This window comes from Bradyrhizobium sp. 956_D2_N1_4, assembly GCF_052076025.1.
In the GTDB taxonomy this organism is placed as follows: Bacteria; Pseudomonadota; Alphaproteobacteria; order Rhizobiales; family Xanthobacteraceae; genus Bradyrhizobium; species Bradyrhizobium barranii.
This window is the reverse complement of sequence record NZ_CP197237.1, coordinates 6,572,157-6,590,091: the sequence shown is the minus strand read 5'-3', so window position 1 is coordinate 6,590,091 and position 17,935 is coordinate 6,572,157. Positions and strand designations below refer to the sequence as shown.

Sequence of the window (17,935 nt, the reverse complement as noted above, 5' to 3'; positions counted from 1 at the left end):
ATGGCCGGACATTCCCAATTCAAGAACATCATGCACCGCAAGGGGCGGCAGGATGCCCAGAAGTCGAAGCTGTTCGGCAAGCTGGCGCGGGAAATCACCGTCGCGGCCAAGCTGGGCACCCCCGATCCCAACATGAACCCGCGCCTGCGTGCGGCCATCATCGCGGCGCGCCAGGAGAACATGCCGAAGGACAATATCGAGCGCGCCGTCAAGAAGGCGCTCGGCAATGAGGGCGAGAACTATGACGAGATCCGCTACGAGGGTTACGGCCCCGGCGGCGTCGCCGTCATCGTCGAGGCGCTGACCGACAACCGCAACCGCGCCGCCTCCGACATCCGCTCCTTCTTCACCAAGTCGGGCGGCAATCTCGGCGAAACCGGCTCGGTCTCCTTCATGTTCGACCGCACCGGCATCATCGAATACGACCGCAGCGTCGCCTCCGACGACGCGGTGCTGGATGCCGCGATCGAGGCCGGCGCCGACGACGTGGTATCGAGCGAAGGCGGACACGAGATCTACGCCTCGACCGAAGGCTATCGCGACGTCGCCAAGGCGCTGGAAGCCAAGTTCGGCGAGCCGCGCAAGGCCGCCCTGATCTGGAAGCCGCAGAATACGGTCGCGGTCGACGACGAGACCGGCGAGAAGCTTTTGAAGCTGATGGACCTGCTCAACGAGCACGACGACGTCCAGCACGTCTACGCCAATTTCGAGGTGTCGGACGCGCTGTTGGCGAAGATGGGCGGCTGAGGCAGCCAGCTCCGAATTCCCCTGTCGTCGCCCGGCTTGACCGGGCGACCCAGTATTCCAGAGACGCCAGAAGGATACGGAGAAGCCGCGGCGTACTGGATACCCCGCTTTCGCGGGGTATGACCGCGTGCCTTGTGGTCGTCATCGCGGGCACCCAATCGCGACACCCCACTTCCCCTGTTACTTCCGTTCTGTTTCTGTTTCCCCCACCGCAGCCAGCCGCTATCACTGGCCCATGACTGCGCTCCCGATTCGCGGCCCCGTTCGCATCATCGGCATCGACCCCGGCCTGCGCCGCACCGGCTGGGGCGTGATCGAGGCCGAGGGCAATCGTTTGATCTACGTCGCCTGCGGCTCGGTGGAACCGCCGGACGATCTGCCGCTGGCTAGCCGGCTGCTCGCGATCCATGAGGGGCTTGCCGCCGTCCTGTCCAGTCACAAGCCGATGGAAGCCGCGGTCGAGCAGACCTTCGTGAACAAGGACGGCGTCGCGACGCTGAAGCTCGGCCAGGCCCGCGGCGTCGCCATGCTGGCGCCCGCGATGTTCGGCATTACTGTCGCCGAATACGCGCCGAACCAGGTCAAGAAGACGGTGGTCGGCGCCGGCCACGCCGACAAGCACCAGATCGCGATGATGCTGAAGATTTTGCTGCCGAAAGCCGAGCCGCCGTCAGCGGACGCCGCCGACGCGCTCGCCATCGCCATTACCCACGCCCATCATCGCCAAAGCACGGCGCTCAGGCTGAAGGTGGTGGGGATATGATCGATCGCCATGCATCGCCGGCGTCATGCCCGGGCTTGTCCCGGGCATCCACGTTCTTTCTCGCCGATGTCAAAGGCGTGCATGGCCGGGTCAAGCCCGGCCATGACGAGAGAGAAGTGCCTGCCGTAGCCGAGGTCCCGAGATGATCGGCAAGCTCAAAGGCCTGATCGATTCCTACGGCGAGGATTATGTGCTCCTCGACGTCGGCGGGGTCGGCTATCAGGTGCATTGCTCGGCCCGAACGCTGCAGCATCTGCCCTCGCCCGGCGAGGCCGCGGTGCTGTCGATCGAGACTTATGTCCGCGAGGATCAAATAAAGCTGTTCGGTTTCCGCACCGATCAGGAGCGCGAATGGTTTCGCCTGCTCCAGACCGTGCAGGGCGTCGGTGCAAAAGTCGCGCTCGCCGTGCTCGGCACGCTGGCGCCTTCCGATCTCGCCAACGCCATCGCGCTCCGCGACAAGGCCGCGGTGGCGCGTACGCCGGGCGTCGGCCCCAAGGTCGCCGAGCGCATCGTTACCGAGCTGAAGGACAAGGCGCCTGCTTTCGCCAATGTCGATCCCGCCGTCGTGCATCTCGCCGGCGCCGTCGACGACCAGCGCGCGCCGCGCCCGGTGGCAGATGCGATCTCGGCGCTGGTCAATCTCGGTTACGGCCAGCCGCAGGCGGCTGCCGCTATTGCATCCGCATCGCGCAGCGCGGGCGAGAGCGCCGAGACCGCGCAACTCATCCGGCTAGGCCTGAAGGAGCTGTCGAAGTGAGCGCGGCCCACTCCAATCCCGTCGCCGCCCTGTTTCGTCGCCTTTCGCGCGTGGCCGGTATCGTCGTGATTTTCTCCATTGTCGGGCCGCTGACGACCGCCGCGTTGGTTGCTGTGACGGTAACGGCGCTCGGCGCCGCGGTGCTGCAGATGTTTCTCGTGTTCCTCGAACTGGAAGCACTGCGTGCCCTGGTTTCGATCGCGATCGTGCTGCTGGCTATCGTCACGGTTCTCGCCGCGTTCCTTCCTGCAGTCGTCGCCGGCCTGATATTTGCGTTGGCGGCGGTCTACGCCGATCTCAACATGATCTGGATGGCGTGGCTCGCCGCGGCGCTGGGCGCTGCCGGCTTCGTCATGGTTGGCATGTTCGTCGTGGCCTCCGAAACCTCGGCGGTGATCGTGCCGAGTGTCCGTTCCGCGCCCGAGGCGCTGAAGCTTTCGGCGATGTTCGCCGTCGTCGCCGTCATTCCGGCCAGCCTGTGCTGGTGGCTCGCGAAACCGCTGCATCGTGTTATCCTGCCCGCATGACCACTCCCCCACGCATCGTCACGCCCGAGCGCCGCTCCGATGACGTCGGCGACACCGCGCTACGTCCGCAATCGCTGTCCGACTTCGTCGGCCAGCAGCAGGCGCGCAAGAACCTCTCGATCTTCATCGAGGCGGCGCGCAAGCGCGGCGAGGCGCTGGATCACGTGCTGTTCGTAGGCCCCCCTGGCCTCGGCAAGACCACGCTGGCGCAGATCGTCGCCAAGGAGCTCGGCGTCGGCTTTCGCGCCACCTCGGGTCCGGTGATCGCCAAGGCTGGCGATCTCGCCGCACTCCTCACCAACCTCGAAGAGCGCGACGTGCTCTTCATCGACGAGATCCATCGGCTCAGCCCGGCGGTGGAAGAGGTGCTCTATCCCGCGATGGAGGATTTTCAGCTCGACCTGATCATCGGCGAGGGCCCGGCGGCACGCTCGGTGAAGATCGAGCTGTCGAAATTCACGCTCGTCGGCGCCACCACGCGCGCCGGCCTCCTCACCAATCCCTTGCGCGATCGCTTCGGCATCCCGGTCCGCCTCAACTTCTATACGATCGAGGAGCTGGAAAGCATCGTCACCCGCGGCGCGCGCGTGCTCAATGTCGGCATGAGCGCCGACGGTGCCAACGAAATCGCGCGCCGCGCCCGCGGCACGCCGCGCATCGCCGGCCGCCTGTTGCGGCGCGTGCGCGATTTCGCCTCCGCCGCCGATGCCGCCTCGATCGACCGCAAGATCGCCGATCATGCGCTGAGCGCGCTCGAGGTCGACGCCGCCGGCCTCGACGCCATGGACCGCCGCTACCTCACGACCATCGCGCAGAACTATGGCGGCGGCCCGGTCGGCGTCGAGACGATGGCCGCCGCCTTGTCCGAGCCGCGCGATGCGATCGAGGACATCATCGAGCCTTATCTCATTCAGTGCGGCTATCTCCAGCGCACTCCGCGCGGCCGCCTGCTCACCTCGCACGCCTTCCGCCATCTCGGCATCGCCGAGCCCTCGCGCGATGCCGCGGCACAGTTCGGCCTGTTCGGCACGGACGGGAGCGACGACTGATCTCGCGCATATGCCGGGTGCAGCTATCGTCATGAACTCCCGGTAACCTTTATGCAGACCGTCTGCACAAGCGGACCCGAATTCTGCTTCAATCGGACCGCATCAAAGGGCTGCATCACCATCGGGCTTCCATGATCACGCGTCGTCATCTCATCCGTTCCATCGGCGGCCTGTCCGCGCTCGGCGTCTCGACCGCGGCCTATGGCGTCGGCATCGAGCCGCTGGGGCTCCGCGTCACCCGTTATCACCCGACCCCGCGGCAATGGCCGGCGGATTTTCCGCTCAAGATCGCCATCGTCACCGACATTCATGCCTGCGATCCCTGGATGTCGCTGGAGCGGATCGAGGGCATCGTCGATCGCACCAATGCGCTCAACGCCGATGTCATCGTGCTGCTCGGCGACTATGTCGCGGGTGTTCACCAGGTCACGCGCATCATTCCGTCGAGCGAATGGGCCAAGGTGCTCGCGGGCCTCAAGGCACCGCTCGGCGTCCATGCCGTCATGGGCAATCACGACTATTGGGTGGACAGGGCCGTGCAGCAGGCCGGGCACGGGCCGACAGCCGCCCATCGCGCGCTGGAGGTGGCCGGTATCCCCGTCTACGAGAACGACGTCGTGCGTCTCACCAAGGACGGGCGCTCCTTCTGGCTCGCGGGCCTCGGCGATCAGCTCGCCTACTATCCCGCGAAGCGCTATGGCCGCGTGCATCGGCATGGCGCCGACGATCTCGCGGGCACGCTGGCGAAGGTCACCGACGATGCGCCGGTCATCCTGCTCGCGCATGAGCCCAATATCGCGCCGCTCGTACCCGCGCGCGTCGCGCTGCAACTGTCTGGTCATACCCATGGCGGCCAGGTCCGCCTGTTCGGCTGGTCGCCGGCTGTTTCGCCTCAGCACGGCGTGCGGCTCGCCTATGGTCACTTCCGGCTGAAATGCGACGTCATCGTCTCCGGCGGCCTCGGTTGCAGCATCATGCCGGTCCGCGTCGGCGTGCCGCCGGAAATCGTCGAGGTGACGCTGGGAAGGACGCCGGCCGTGGCATAACCTGCGCTTGCGCGGCCGGCTGTTTTTGCGCAAAACGGGCCGGTTGCAAAAAGCGAAGAGGCTCGCGACGTGACAGCCCATCTCGACGGCGAGATCCGCGACGGCCGCCATCACATGCAGGTCCGCGTCTACTACGAGGATACGGACTTTTCCGGCATCGTCTATCACGCCAATTATCTGCGATACATGGAGCGCGGGCGCACCAATCATCTGCGGCTGATGGGCGCCGAGCAACAGGCGCTGTTCGACCAGGTCGAAACGGAGGGCGCGGGCTTTGCCTTCGTCGTGCGCTCGATGCATCTGGACTTTCTGAAGCCCGCGCGGATGGACGACGTGCTCGACGTCGTGACGTGGCCGGTTGCGGTGAAGGGCGCCTCCATCAAGCTGGCGCAGGAGGTGCGGCGGGCCGAGGTCGTGCTGGTGAAAGCCGAGGTCCGCGTCGCCTTCATCAGCGGCGGCCGCGCCCAGCCGATCCCGAAATCGATCCGCATCCTGATGAAGGCCGATCTGATTTCCTGATCGCCCGATAAGTGATCGGCCGATAGGTGATGGCCTATCGACTCCAGCAATTGCAGCGATAGATTGCGGCCCGGACCAACCGATGAGGCCACCATGTCGCGCCCGCCACTTCCACCCTTCACCCGTGAGACCGCCGCGCAAAAGGCGCGCATGGCCGAGGACGCGTGGAATTCGCGCGATCCGGTGAAAGTCTCGCTCGCCTATACCGAGGACAGCCGCTGGCGCAATCGCTCGGAGGTGTTCCAGGGCCGGGAGGCCATCGTCGCGTTCCTCACCCGCAAATGGGAGAAGGAGCAGGAGTATCGCCTGATCAAGGATCTCTGGGCCTTCGACGGCAACCACATCGCGGTGCGCTTCCAGTACGAATGGCATGACGCCAGCGGCCAGTGGTATCGCTCCTACGGCAACGAGCAGTGGGAGTTCGACGAGCACGGGTTGATGCGGCGGCGCGAGGCGTCGATCAACGATATCGCGATTGCCGAGAAGGACCGCCGGTTTCACTGGCCGGCGCCGGGACCGCGGCCGGCGGATGTGCCGGGGCTGGGGACGGATCCGTTCTGAGGCTTGCGGCGATAGTGCAGCGAGCACGCTGCACCCTCTCCCCCTGTGGGAGAGGGTGGCTCGCCGCGCAGCGGCGAGACGGGTGAGGGGTTTCTCTCCTCGCACGACTCTCTGACTTCAGAAATCGCGGAGGCAACCCCTCATCCGGCGCTTCGCGCCACCTTCTCCCACAAGGAGAGAAGGGAAGAGGTGCGCGTGGCGAGGACCTTGAATTAAGGCGCCGCGCGCCGCGCCAGAAACCTCGTAATTGCCCCACCCAGCTTCGCGTTGTCCATCGGCTCCGCCAGCGACTCCCTCGCGGTCGCAACGACATCCTCCGGCGCCTTGCCGTCGCGGAGCTCGCAGCACACTTGCGCAAACTCCACGTCGAATTCCGGATGCGGCTGCACGGTCAGCGTGGTGCCGTTGGCGTAGAGCAGGCCCGCATGCGGGGTGAATTCGGACGAGAGGATCGTCAGCGCATCGCTGGGCGGCTCGACCACCTGGTCCTGATGCGAGGCGGCGATCGCAACCGCTTTGCCGTCGACGACGCCGTTCTCCGGCAGCACCTGATAGACGTGGCGGCCGATGCCCCAGCCCTTCTCCGACTTCTGCACGGTGCCGCCGAGCGCCTGCGCGATCAGCTGATGGCCGAAGCAGACACCGACCATCGGCGTCCTGTTGGCGTAAGCCGTGCGCACGAAATCTTCCAGCGGCGCGATCCAGTCGAGCCCGTCATAGACACCGGCGGCAGCACCGGTGATCAGCACGGCTTCGAGCTTGCTCGGGTTGGGGAGTGCGTCGCCATTGGGGATGCTGACGACGTCCACGGTGGCGGTCGGATCCTCGGCGCGGACCATGCGCTCAAACATGTCGGGAAACGAGCCGTGCTGCTCGCGGTACTTCTGCGGGACCTGTCCGGTCTCGATGATGGTGATGCGTGCCATGTGCCCCCCGGGTCAAAAGGTTGCGAAGCTCAGTCGCTTTCTGCCCCATGTTGCTGTTGTGGCGCTGTGCGCTCCAGCAGTGCGCTCTCTTTCCGGACCTCGTTGAGAAACGCCTTGGCCAGGCGCGACAGCGGCTCGGCTTCCGACCATAGCATATAGGCGACGGCGTGCGTCGTGGGCGTGAACGGCCGTACCACGAGGCCGCTGCCGCCGTTCTGCCGCGGCGAGAACGGATCGACCACGGCGGCGCCGACGCCCGCGGCGGCGAGCACGCAGGCCGTGTTGCAGTAGCGCACCTCGACGGTCGGCTGGAACGGCGCGCCGGCGCGGGCAAAGCTGTCGCGCACGGCCTCACCGAGGCGCGTGCCGCGCTCGAGCCCGATGAAGGGCATGCCGGACAGATCCGCGGCCGAGATCACCGGCCTGTCGGCGAGAGGATGCCGCGGCGGCAGGACGCAGACCATCTCGCCGGTATGCACCACCTCATGCGCGATGCCGGGATGATGCGTCAGCCCCAGCGCGAAGCCGAGCTCGGCGACGCGGCTGAGCACCCCCTCGATGATGCCCTCATAGCGCCGCACGTCGAAGAACACGCGCGTCTCCGGGCGGCGGCGAAGGAAGCTTGAGAGCGCCGACGGGATGATGCTGTAGGCCAGCGGCGGCGTCGCGACGAGCGCGAGATGGCCGGAGCGGTTCTCGCGTAGATCGCGGACGCGGTTCTCGAGCTTGGCGTGCAGCGCGAAAATCGCTTCGCTCTCCTTATAGAGCGCCATCGCCTCCGCGGTCGGAAACAGCCGGTTGTTGACGCGCTCGAACAGCGCAAAGCCCGCCTGCGCCTCCATCGTCTTCAGCGCGTTGCTGACCGCGGGCTGCGACAGCGCCAGTTCGTCCGCCGCCGCCACCGTGGTGCGATGGCGGATGACGGCACGCAGGATCTCGAGCTGACGCAGGTTCATATCACTGCCGATTATACTCTGGGCCAAAACATCATAGCAGAACGAATTGATTTTGCAGCCCCGCTTCCGCGTAATGGTCGCGGATTTGCACGTCGCATCAAAGGGTTCATTCGCCCATTGAGGCAGCACTGCGCACATATTGGAGGCAATCTTGGTTCGTGTCCTTCGCGCCGCCGCCGCACAGATGGGGCCGACGCAAAAAGCCGATACCCGCGAGCATACGCTGGCGCGGATGCTCGACATGCTGGAGGAGGCCGCCGGCCGCGGCGCCAGCCTCGTGGTGTTTCCCGAGCTTGCCTTCACCACCTTCTTCCCGCGCTGGCTGCTCGAAGGCGCCGCGCTCGACCATTACTTCGAGCGCGGAATGCCGAACCCGGCGGTGGCAAAGCTGTTCGACCGTGCGCGCGCGCTGCGTGTCGGCTTCTATGTCGGCTATGCCGAGCTGACGCCGGACGGTCGACGTTATAATTGCGCGATCCTGGTCGATCGCGACGGCGAGATCCTCGGCCGCTATCGCAAGGTGCATCTGCCGGGCTCGGTCGAGCCGCGCGAAGGCGCGCGCTACCAGCAGCTCGAGAAGCGCTATTTCGAATATGGCGACCTCGGCTTCCCCGCTTTCCGCGCCGGATCGGCCTGGGCCCACGCCATCATGGGCATGATGATCTGCAACGACCGCCGCTGGCCGGAATCCTGGCGCGTGCTCGGCCTGCAAGGCGTCGAGCTGGTCTGCATCGGCTACAATTCGGCGGCCTATGACCCCAATGGCGGCGTCACTGAAGACGCGTCCTTGCGCACCTTCCACTCGACGCTGGTGACGCAGGCCAACGCCTACATGAACGCGACCTGGGCGATCTCGGTGGCAAAGGCGGGTGAGGAGGACGGCTCCGGGCTGATCGGCGGCTCCTGCATCGTCGATCCCAATGGTCGCATCGTCGCGCAAGCCCAGACTTTGGCCGACGAGGTGATCGTCGCCGATATCGATCTCGATCTCTGCCGCCAGGGCAAGGACAAGATGTTCAATTTCGCCGCCCACCGGCGGCCGGAGCAATACAGGGTGATCACCGAACGCGCCGGCGTCATCGAGCCGGCCGTTCTCGACGCGGACTGACTGGCACGGCGCTGGCAAAGGACTCAAAGCAAAACGTTGGCAAAGGAGCTGACATGATACGCCTCTCGCTCTCTCTCGGTCTCGCAGTACTGGCCACCGTAACGTCGGCGCAAGCGGCGGAGCTTCCGGCAGAGATCAAGCAGGCGGGCACGTTGAAGCTCACGGTCAATTCCACCTACGCGCCGATGGAGTACCGCGATCCCGCCACCAACGAGCTGGTCGGGCTCGACATCGATCTGGCCAACGAACTTGCGAAGCGGCTTGGCGTCAAGATCGTCTGGAGCGAGACGCCGTTCGCCGAGTTGATCCCGTCGCTCCAGACCAGGCGCGCGGACTTCGTCATCTCCGGCATCTCCGACCGCGCCTCGCGGCGCGAGACCGCCGATTTCGTCGACTACCTCGCGACGGGCCCGCAGTTCTTCGTGATGGCGGACAATGCGGCCAAGGACGCGACGGATCTCTGCGGGAAGAAGGTCGGCACCACCCGCAGCACCAGCTTCCCGGTCGAGATCGAGAAGTGGAGCAAGCAGAACTGCGAGCCGGCCGGCAAACCGGCGATTCAGTACGTCCCCGGCGAGAACTCGATCGACGTCCGCAACCAGCTCAAGCAGGGCCGTATCGACGCCGCCGTGCAGGGTAGCGAGACGCTGCCTTACGCGCAGACGCAGGAGCCCGGCAAATATCGCGTCGTCGGCGAGCCTTTCGCCAAAGGCTATCAGGGCATCATGTTCCGCAAGGACGATGCGGCCTTGCGCGAGGTCGTGACGGAGAAGCTCACGGCGATGATCGCCGACGGCGCCTACAAGGCCGTTCTCGACAAATGGGGCCTGGGGGCCAACGCGGTGGCCCAGCCCATGCTGAATGCGGCGCCGCAATGAAGCCGGTGCCGGCACTCGCGGAGGGCTTCCCTGATTTGTCGGGGATGCGGATCGCGCGCGAGCCGCACTGGTTTCGCTGGCTCAGCGCGGCCCTGATCGTCCTCGTGCTGGCGGCGATCGTGCGCGCCTTCGCCGGCGGTCAGATCGAATGGTCCTATGTCAGCCGCTTCCTGACCGCAAAAGTCATTCTCGAAGGCATCGTCAACACCATGGTGATGGCGGTGCTGGCCATGGCGCTCGGCATTGTCCTCGGCGTCGTCGTCGCGGTCATGCGGCTGTCGCCCAATCCGGTGCTGAAGACGGTTGCGGCCGGCTACACCTGGCTGTTCCGTGGCACACCGCTGATCCTGCAACTGCTGTTGTGGTTCAACCTCGCGCTGGTGTTTCCGACCATCGGCATTCCCGGCCTGTGGTCTGCGCGCGCGGTCGACGTCATGACGCCGTTCCTTGCGGCGCTGCTCGGGCTCGGCATCAACCAGGGCGCCTATACGTCCGAGGTGATGCGTGCCGGCATGCTGTCGGTCGACATCGGGCAATACGAGGCGGCACAGGCGATCGGCATGGGGCGGCTGCGCGCGCTGCGCCGGATCATCCTGCCGCAGGCGATGCGCGTGGTGATCCCGCCGCTCGGCAACGAGTTCATCGGCATGGTGAAGGCGACCTCGCTCGCAAGCGTCATCCAGTATCCGGAACTGCTGCACAACGCCGAAAACATCTACTACGCCAATTCGCGCGTGATCGAGCTCCTGATCGTCGCCGGGCTCTGGTACCTGCTCGTGGTCTCGATCCTGACGCCGCTCCAGATGCTGCTCGAACGCCGTTTTGCCCGCGGCACATTGCGGTTGGCGCGATGACAAAACCCCTCGTCGCGATCCGCTCCGTCAGCAAGAGCTTTGGCGAGTTCCAGGCTCTCAGAAGCGTCTCGCTCGACGTCTGGCCCGGTGAGGTGATGTGTTTGATCGGTGCCTCCGGCTCCGGCAAGACCACGCTGCTCCGTTGCATCAACCAGCTTGCCGCGATCGATGCCGGCGGCATCTGGCTCGACGGCGAGCTGCTTGGCGTGCGCGAGCAAAGCGGCAAGCTCTACCGTCTCAGCGAGCGGGAGATCGGGCGGCAGCGGCTGAAGACCGGCATGGTGTTCCAGCGCTTCAACCTGTTTCCGCACAAGACCGCGCTGGAGAATATCATCGAAGGTCCACTTCAGGTGCAGGGGCGCAAGTCCGACGAGGTGCGCGCGGAGGCGCTCGAACTGCTCCGGCGCGTCGGATTGTCCGCCAAGGCGGACTGGTATCCCGCGCAGCTTTCCGGTGGCCAGCAGCAGCGCGTGGCGATTGCGCGTGCGCTCGCCATGAAGCCGATGCTGATGCTATTCGACGAGCCGACTAGCGCGCTCGATCCGGAACTCGTCGGCGAGGTTCTCGCGGTCATGAAGGAGCTGGCGAAGAGCGGCATGACCATGATGGTGGTGACGCACGAGCTCGCCTTCGCGCGCGAGGTCGCCGACCGCGTCGTCTACATGGATCAGGGCGCGATCGTCGAGCAGGGGCGCGCCTTGGACGTATTGGGTGCGCCGCGCGAGGAGCGCACCAAGGCATTTCTTTCGGCGGTGATCTGAGATGGGGGCGTGTTGATGAAGAGACTTTGGGTTGCGGCGGCGCTTTTCGGCGCCATGACCGTTTCGGCCTTGTCCATCGAGCTGCCGGCGGAGATCGCCAAGCGCGGCAGCCTCAAGGTGGCGCTGGTGCCGAACTATCCGCCGATGGAATTCCGCGATCCCGCCACCAACGCGCTGTCCGGCTTCGACATCGATCTCGGCGAAGCCATCGGCCGCAAGCTCGGCGTCAAGATCGAATGGCAGGAGACGAGCTTTGCCGAGTTCATGCCGTCGATCTCGACCGGGCGCGTGGACGCCATCCTGTCCGGTTTCACGGACTACGCGAGCCGTCACGACATCGCGTCCTTCGTCGATTATCTCAGGAGCGGCCCGCAGTTCTTCGTGCAGCAGTCGCGCAAGGCGGAGTTCAAGGACGCGGCATCGCTCTGCGGCAAGAAGGTGGGCGCCAGCCGCCGCACCATGTTCCCGGCGCAGATCGCGGCGTGGAGCGAGAAGAATTGCGGCGGCAATCCGATCCAGTTCGTCGGCACCGACGGCTCGGCCGACGCCCGCACCCAGCTCAGGCAGGGCCGCATCGATGCCGCCGCCCAGGGCAACGAGACGCTGCCCTATATCATGGACCTCGAGCCCGGCGCCTATGCGTCCGTAGGCGAGCCCATCGCGCAGCAATTCACCGGCATCGCCCTGCCGGTCAAGGAAAAGGCACTTCAGCAGGCCATTCTCGAAGCGGTCGATGCGCTGATCGCCGACGGCACCTACAAGACCCTGCTTGCCAAGTGGAAACTGAACGACAACGGATTAGAGAAGGCGACCATCAATGCTGGACAGTAAGGCACTCAAGAGCATCCCGCTCGTTCCGGCCAACACCGCCGATCCCGCGCCGGAATATCCCTGGCCGAAGCCGTACACTTCGGCGATGTTCCTGTCCTTCGACGTGGACGCGGAGAGCGCGTGGACCAGCAAGGACGCGGTGCATGCGCAGCGGCTCATCACCATGAGCTATGGCGGCTATGAGGCCCGCGTCGGCACGCCGAAACTTCTGGAATTGCTCGACCAGCTCGATCTCAAGGCGACGTTCTTCGTCACGGGATGGTCGGTCGACGCGCATCCGGCGATGGCCGAATCGATTCTCAAGGCCGGCCACGAGATCGGCCATCACGGCTATCACCATCTCCTGCCCGATCCCGGCGATCCCTGGATCGAGGAGGAGCTGGAGCGCGGCTTTGAGGCGCTGAAGCGCCGACTCGGCGTCAGGCCGACCGGCTATCGCGCGCCCTACGGCGAGTTCACCGAGGAACTGCGCGTCGCACTGGTGCGTCACGGCATCGTCTACACGTCCTCCTTCCGCGACGACGTGCGGCCCTATCGCCATCGCCTTGCCGACGGCAAGCCTGGCACGATCGAGTTGCCGGTGACAGCCAGCTATGACGACTGGATGCACGGCCTCTCGGCCCGCTTCAGCCCGCGCTCGATCTTCCCCAAGGAGCATGTGCTCTCGATCTGGAAGGACGAGCTCGACGAAACCAGGGATTGGGGCGCGATGGTGACGACCGTGCTGCATCCCCAATGCAGCGGCCGTCCGATGCGGCTGCGCCTGCTCCGCGAGTTCCTGACCTACGCAAAGTCGTGCCCTGACGTCTGGATCACGACCGGCGAGAAGATCGCGGAAAACTTCCTGCGCCACGAAGCCGGTAACCGCTGAGCAGCACCATGACCCGTCGTCGCATCCTCGTCGTCAACCCCAACTCCTCGGCGTCGGTGACGGCGGCGATCGACGAGGCGGTCGCGCCGCTGCGCATTGCCGGCGGGCCTGACATCGAGGTGGTCGGCCTCGCCGAGGGACCGCCGGGCATCAGCTCGCAGCGCGATGCCGACAGCGTGGTCATGCCGCTGGTCAACCGCGTCACGCGCGATGATGCGGATGCCTTCGTGCTGGCCTGCTTCAGCGATCCCGGCCTGCATGCGGTACGCGAGGCGGCCGGCGGCCGTCCGGTGCTGGGCATCGCCGAATGCGGCATCTTTCGCGCGCTGATGCTGGGCGAACGTTTTGGCGTCATCGCGCTGTCGCCGTCGAGCATCCGCCGCCAGCAACGCATGGCGCGGGTGATGGGCGTCGACAGCCGTTACGCCGGAAGCTGGTCGGTCGGCGCGAGTGCGGCGGAAACGGCAGGCGCCGATATCCGCGGCCGCTTGGTCGATGCCGGCCGCGCGCTGGTAACCCAATGCCGCGCCGATGTCGTGGTGATGGGGTGCGCCGGCATGGCCTCGCACCGCGCGGCGATCGCGGAAGCGATCGGCGTGCCCGTGATCGAGCCGGCGCAGCAGGCGGTCGCCGCTGCAATCGGCGCGGTGTTGTTGAATACGTAAGATCCTTCAGGAGCCTTTTGTCATGCCGATCTCCCGCCGCTCGCTCCTCAAGGCCGCCGCCGCAGTACCGGCGTTGTCGCTGCCGGGCATCGTCCGTGCCGAAGCGCAGAGCACCTTGCGTTTCATCCCCGTCATCGACCTCGCCTTCGTCGACCCCATCTATTCGACCGCGCAGGTGTCGCGAAACCATGGTTTCATGGTCTACGACACGCTCTATGGCATGAGCTCCTCGCTGCAGGTCTCGCCGCAGATGTTGTCGGGCCACGCCATCTCCGGTGACTTGCTGCAATGGGACCTCAGCTTGCGCGACGGCCTGTTCTGGCACGATGGCGAACGTGTGCTGGCGCGCGACTGCGTCGCCAGCATCCGCCGCTGGGCGGCGCGCGACGGCTTTGGCGGCGAGCTGCTGGAGGCGACCGCCGAGCTCTCGGCTGCCGACGACCGCACCATCCGCTTCCGCCTCAAGCGTCCGTTCCCGCTGCTGCCGCAGGCGCTCGGCAAGGCCGCGATCAATCCCTGCTTCATGATGCCGGAGCGGCTGGCGAGCCAGGACCCGTTCAAGCCGCTGACCGAAGTGATTGGCAGCGGCCCGTTCCGCTATCTCGCCGACGAGCGCGTGCAGGGCGCCCGCAACGCCTATGCCAAATTCGACCGCTACCAGCCGCGCACCGACGGCAAGCCGGATTGGACCGCGGGACCGAAGATCGTGCACTACGATCGCGTGGTCTGGACCACAACGCCCGATGCCGGCACCGGCGTCGCCGCGCTCCAGACCGGCGAGCAGGACTGGCAGGAGACCACGCCGCACGACCTGCTGCCGATCATCAAGGCGGCCGGCGATATCGAGACGCGCATCCTTGACCCCAGAGGCTACGCCTGCATGCTGCGCCTCAATCATCTGCAGCCGCCGTTCGACAATCCTGCCATTCGCCGTGCGCTGCTGGGTGCGATCGACCAATCCGCGTTCATGACGGCCGTGGCCGGTACCGATCCGGCCTTCCAGGTCTCGCCGATCGGCTATTTCGCGCCCGATACCCCGATGGCGAGCGACGTCGGCCTCGACGTGTTCCGCGGCCCGCGCGACTACGCCAAGGTGAAGGCCGAGCTGAAGGCCGCCGGCTACAATGGCGAGAAGATCGTGGTGCTGGTCCCCACCAATTCGCTGGCGCAGAAGCCGCTCGGCGAGATCGCGGTCGACAGCTTACGCAAGGCCGGCATGAACGTCGAATATGCCGGGCTCGACTTCGCCGTCATCCTGCAGCGCCAGCTCAAGAAGGACCCGATCGGGCAGGGCGGCTGGAGCGCCGCGGTCGGCAACTGGCAGGGCATCGACTGGCTCAATCCGGCCGGCAACACCAACATCCGCGGCGAGGGCAAGGTCGCCGGCTGGTACGCGAGCGAGAAGATGGGGCCGTTGCGCGGCCAGTGGCTGGCGGCCTCCGAACTCGCCGAGCAGCAGCGCATCTGCCGCGAGATCCAGGCGGTCGCGTTCGAGGAAATCCCCTATATTCCGATCGGCCTGTACAAGCAGCCGACCGCCTATCGCAAAGCCATCACCGGCATTCTCGACGGCACCGCCGTCTTCTGGAACGTACGCCCCGCATGAGCACCACGGCAATTTTCGGCAGCTATGTGCTGTCACGCAAGGACGGCGCGCAGGACGTGCTGCGCGACCATTGGGTCCTGGTCGAAGGCAAGAAGATTGCCGCGGTCACACGCGACAGACCGCGCGCGGACGAGATCTACGACCGCCCCGGCCGCTTCGTGCTGCCCGGTCTCTTGAACCTGCACAATCACTGCTTCTCCGAAGCGGTGGCGCGCAGCCATACCGAGGACGGCAACGGCCGCAAGAATAACCAGAGCATCGTCTATACGGTGCTCTTGCCGCTGACCAAGCGCGGCGCCGATATCCTGTCGGCGGAAGAGCGCCTTGCCGTCGCGCGGCTTGGCATCCTCCAGCTCCTCAAGGGCGGTGCCACCACCGTGATGGAGCCGTTCCGCAATTCAATTCCGGAGATGTTCGATGCCGCCGAGGAGATGGGCATTCGCTTCTACGGCGCGCCCTATCTGTTCTCGACGTCCGACGCCAAGGCGGGCCCTGATGGCGTCGTGCAGTACTCCGGCGACGACGGCACCGCCGACATGGCAACGTGGGACGCGCTCTATCAGCGCTGGAACAATCGCGGCGACGGGCGCATCAGTCTTGCGATGAGCCCGCACGCCACGGACACCTGCGGTCCCGATCTGCTGAAAGCCTGCGCCGCACGGGCGCGCGAGCTTGGCGTGCCCATCACGACGCACATGGCGCAGAGCCGCGCCGAGGTCGAGACCATCGGCAGGCGCTATGGCGGCCGCACGCCGGCGCAATATCTCGACTGGCTCGGCCTGCTGGCGCCAGACCTGATGGCGGCGCACTGCATGTTCAGCACCGACGACGATCTCAGGCTGATGGCCGCGCACGGCATGACCGTGCTCAATTGCCCGCGCGTGTTCGCGCGCGCCGGCGTCACCGCGGCGTTCAGCCGCTTCGCCGAGCACGGCGTCCGCACCGTGGTCGGCACCGACGGCTACAACATGGACCTGCTGGGCGAGCTCAATGCCGCCTCGCTGATCTCCAAGGTCACCTCAGCCCGCGCCGATGTCGCGAGCTCGCCGGAGCTGATCGAAGCGAATACGGCAGTCGCCGCCGACGTCATCAATCGGCCTGATCTCGGCCGGATCGAGCCCGGCGCGACCGCCGATCTCACCGTCGTCGATCTCACCCATCCGCATCTTCAACCGCTGTTCGACCCACGTCGCGCGCTGATCGCGCTCGCCAACCGCGCCAACATCGATCAGGTCATGGTGGACGGCCGCATGCTGGTCGATGAGGGTGGCTATCTCGGCGCGGACGAAGCGGCGATCACGGCGGCGGGCAGTGCGGCGATCGGCAAGATCTGGGACCTGCCGGAGGCGCAGGCCGCGTTCAACGGCTGAGTGTTGCGTCGTCCTCGAATTCAACTAGCGCCTTGCGCATGGTCTCGACCAGATCGAGCGCCACGGGCGAGGGGCTGCGCTGCGCCGGAAAAACGGCGGAGAATTCGAAGTCGATGCGCGGCAGGAAGCGGCGCACGACGACGCCGCGGGTGGAAAATTCCTGCGCGGTGAAGGGATCGCAGATCGCGACGCCAAGCCCGGATGACACCATGCCGCACATGATCTCCGACAGCGTGGTCTCGACCCTGAGCACGCGGCGGACGTCGTGGCGATGGAAGACCTGGTCGACGAGGTGCCGGCTCGACGACCCCGCCGACAGCGAGATGAACGTCTCGCCCTCGAAATCGCGTGGCTCCAGCACCTCTTTCTCCGCGAGGTGATGACCGGTCGGCAGCACCGCGACGCGCGCCAACGCCGGCAGCCGCTGGCTCGGCAGGCCGGAATGGGCGATCGGCACCTCAGCGAAGCCGATGTCGCATTGATTGTTGAGCACCCAATCGACCACGATCGGCGAGATCACGCCGAAGAAGGCGAGGTTGAGGTTGGGCCGTTCTCTCAGGAAATGTCCGGCGAGCCGCGGCAGATAGCCGTTCGACAGCGCCGGCAGCGCGGCGATGCGCAGCGAGCCGGTGCGGCGGCCACGGATTTCCTCGGCGGCCGCCGTGATGCGCTCGAGCCCGACGAAGGAGCGCTCCACTTCGGTATAGAGCGCCATCGCCGCGGCGGTCGGCACCAGCCCGGTACCGCGCCGTTCGAACAGCTCCATCTTGAGGAGCGCCTGGAGGTCGCGCAGCAGCCGGCTGACCGCCGGCTGCGTCACGGTCATCAGCGCTGCCGCCTCAGTCACGCTGCCGGTCAGCATCGTCGCGCGGAAGGCCTCCACCTGCCGCGAATTGATCCGCGCCATCCCAATTTCCATCCATAACATTTAGGCATGCAGAGGGTGCCATTATTCATTGGACGATGGAAGCCAGGGTTTGCGATCTTTTTCATCAGGACTGGAGACAGCCCGCTTTTTCGGCAGATTGGAGGGGTTCAAACCTCCAGATCGCGCCAAAACCTGGCGAACAGGGGCCGGAGCCCTGTCTGCAGAGGGTTGGCGCGGAAGGAAATGCGGAAGGCACCTCAGTCATAGAT

General features: G+C 66.0%; 20 protein-coding genes. 17 read left to right on the top strand and 3 right to left on the bottom strand.

Features of this window, described 5'->3' with window-relative positions; genetic code table 11:
• The 8 genes from AB7535_RS31225 (at nt 1) to AB7535_RS31190 (ending at nt 5,972) form a co-directional block, all read left to right on the top strand.
• Entirely contained in the window at nt 1-747 is a 747-nt protein-coding gene (locus AB7535_RS31225) for a YebC/PmpR family DNA-binding transcriptional regulator (RefSeq protein WP_135214717.1), read from the top strand.
• A 235-nt stretch (nt 748-982) separates the two neighbouring features.
• Nucleotides 983-1,510, top strand: coding sequence for a crossover junction endodeoxyribonuclease RuvC (gene ruvC, locus AB7535_RS31220; RefSeq protein ID WP_231143950.1), 528 nt, complete (start codon nt 983-985; stop codon nt 1,508-1,510).
• A 142-nt stretch (nt 1,511-1,652) separates the two neighbouring features.
• A complete protein-coding gene (gene ruvA / locus AB7535_RS31215; RefSeq protein ID WP_063981036.1) occupies nt 1,653-2,270 on the top strand; it encodes a Holliday junction branch migration protein RuvA in 618 nt (205 codons plus the stop codon).
• Nucleotides 2,267-2,797, top strand: coding sequence for a hypothetical protein (locus AB7535_RS31210; RefSeq protein WP_231143951.1), 531 nt, complete (start codon nt 2,267-2,269; stop codon nt 2,795-2,797). The genes ruvA and AB7535_RS31210 overlap by 4 nt, the downstream gene beginning before the upstream one ends.
• On the top strand, nt 2,794-3,846 hold the full coding sequence (gene ruvB / locus AB7535_RS31205) for a Holliday junction branch migration DNA helicase RuvB (RefSeq protein WP_231143952.1): 1,053 nt from the start codon (nt 2,794-2,796) through the stop codon (nt 3,844-3,846). Before AB7535_RS31210 ends, ruvB begins: the two co-directional genes overlap by 4 nt.
• A 131-nt stretch (nt 3,847-3,977) precedes the next feature.
• Nucleotides 3,978-4,892 (top strand): metallophosphoesterase, encoded by a 915-nt coding sequence (locus tag AB7535_RS31200; protein ID WP_354113071.1) that lies wholly within the window; start codon nt 3,978-3,980, stop codon nt 4,890-4,892.
• 69 nt (nt 4,893-4,961) lie between these two features.
• Nucleotides 4,962-5,411, top strand: a complete 450-nt coding sequence (gene ybgC, locus AB7535_RS31195) for a tol-pal system-associated acyl-CoA thioesterase (RefSeq protein WP_354113072.1) — start codon at nt 4,962-4,964, stop codon at nt 5,409-5,411.
• A gap of 93 nt (nt 5,412-5,504) precedes the next feature.
• Entirely contained in the window at nt 5,505-5,972 is a 468-nt protein-coding gene (locus AB7535_RS31190) for a nuclear transport factor 2 family protein (RefSeq protein WP_354113073.1), read from the top strand.
• Between the two features lie 212 nt (nt 5,973-6,184).
• On the opposite strand, the gene AB7535_RS31185 is transcribed toward AB7535_RS31190, so the two are convergent.
• Both AB7535_RS31185 and AB7535_RS31180 read right to left on the bottom strand, forming a co-directional pair.
• The gene (locus AB7535_RS31185; RefSeq protein ID WP_231143553.1) at nt 6,185-6,898 is read right to left on the bottom strand and encodes a type 1 glutamine amidotransferase; all 714 of its coding nucleotides are present in this window, start codon (nt 6,896-6,898) and stop codon (nt 6,185-6,187) included.
• Nucleotides 6,899-6,927: 29 nt separating this feature from the next.
• Nucleotides 6,928-7,854: a LysR family transcriptional regulator gene (locus AB7535_RS31180; RefSeq protein WP_231143552.1), complete on the bottom strand. Its 927-nt coding sequence runs from the start codon at nt 7,852-7,854 to the stop codon at nt 6,928-6,930.
• A 151-nt stretch (nt 7,855-8,005) separates the two neighbouring features.
• On the opposite strand from AB7535_RS31180, the gene AB7535_RS31175 reads away from it, so the two are divergent.
• Genes AB7535_RS31175 through AB7535_RS31135 form a run of 9 tightly spaced genes read left to right on the top strand, consistent with a single transcriptional unit; the run spans nt 8,006 to nt 16,798 of the window.
• Entirely contained in the window at nt 8,006-8,962 is a 957-nt protein-coding gene (locus tag AB7535_RS31175) for an N-carbamoyl-D-amino-acid hydrolase (RefSeq protein WP_135214723.1), read from the top strand.
• 53 nt (nt 8,963-9,015) lie between these two features.
• The gene (locus tag AB7535_RS31170) at nt 9,016-9,840 is read left to right on the top strand and encodes an ABC transporter substrate-binding protein (RefSeq protein ID WP_231143551.1); all 825 of its coding nucleotides are present in this window, start codon (nt 9,016-9,018) and stop codon (nt 9,838-9,840) included.
• Nucleotides 9,837-10,694, top strand: coding sequence for an amino acid ABC transporter permease (locus tag AB7535_RS31165; RefSeq protein WP_014492344.1), 858 nt, complete (start codon nt 9,837-9,839; stop codon nt 10,692-10,694). Before AB7535_RS31170 ends, AB7535_RS31165 begins: the two co-directional genes overlap by 4 nt.
• Entirely contained in the window at nt 10,691-11,455 is a 765-nt protein-coding gene (locus AB7535_RS31160) for an amino acid ABC transporter ATP-binding protein (protein WP_231143550.1), read from the top strand. The genes AB7535_RS31165 and AB7535_RS31160 overlap by 4 nt, the downstream gene beginning before the upstream one ends.
• A gap of 15 nt (nt 11,456-11,470) precedes the next feature.
• Nucleotides 11,471-12,286, top strand: a complete 816-nt coding sequence (locus tag AB7535_RS31155; protein WP_231143549.1) for an ABC transporter substrate-binding protein — start codon at nt 11,471-11,473, stop codon at nt 12,284-12,286.
• Nucleotides 12,273-13,157, top strand: a complete 885-nt coding sequence (locus AB7535_RS31150; protein WP_231143548.1) for a polysaccharide deacetylase family protein — start codon at nt 12,273-12,275, stop codon at nt 13,155-13,157. Before AB7535_RS31155 ends, AB7535_RS31150 begins: the two co-directional genes overlap by 14 nt.
• A gap of 8 nt (nt 13,158-13,165) precedes the next feature.
• Nucleotides 13,166-13,822 (top strand): aspartate/glutamate racemase family protein, encoded by a 657-nt coding sequence (locus tag AB7535_RS31145; protein WP_231143547.1) that lies wholly within the window; start codon nt 13,166-13,168, stop codon nt 13,820-13,822.
• 22 nt (nt 13,823-13,844) lie between these two features.
• Complete coding sequence (locus tag AB7535_RS31140; RefSeq protein ID WP_231143546.1) at nt 13,845-15,428, top strand: ABC transporter substrate-binding protein; 1,584 nt, start codon at nt 13,845-13,847, stop codon at nt 15,426-15,428.
• The gene (locus AB7535_RS31135; RefSeq protein ID WP_231143545.1) at nt 15,425-16,798 is read left to right on the top strand and encodes an amidohydrolase family protein; all 1,374 of its coding nucleotides are present in this window, start codon (nt 15,425-15,427) and stop codon (nt 16,796-16,798) included. The genes AB7535_RS31140 and AB7535_RS31135 overlap by 4 nt, the downstream gene beginning before the upstream one ends.
• Here the strand turns inward: AB7535_RS31135 and AB7535_RS31130 are convergent.
• On the bottom strand, nt 16,788-17,705 hold the full coding sequence (locus AB7535_RS31130; protein ID WP_231143544.1) for a LysR substrate-binding domain-containing protein: 918 nt from the start codon (nt 17,703-17,705) through the stop codon (nt 16,788-16,790). The two genes, AB7535_RS31135 and AB7535_RS31130, sit on opposite strands and share 11 nt — an antisense overlap.
• Nucleotides 17,706-17,935 lie beyond the last annotated feature (230 nt).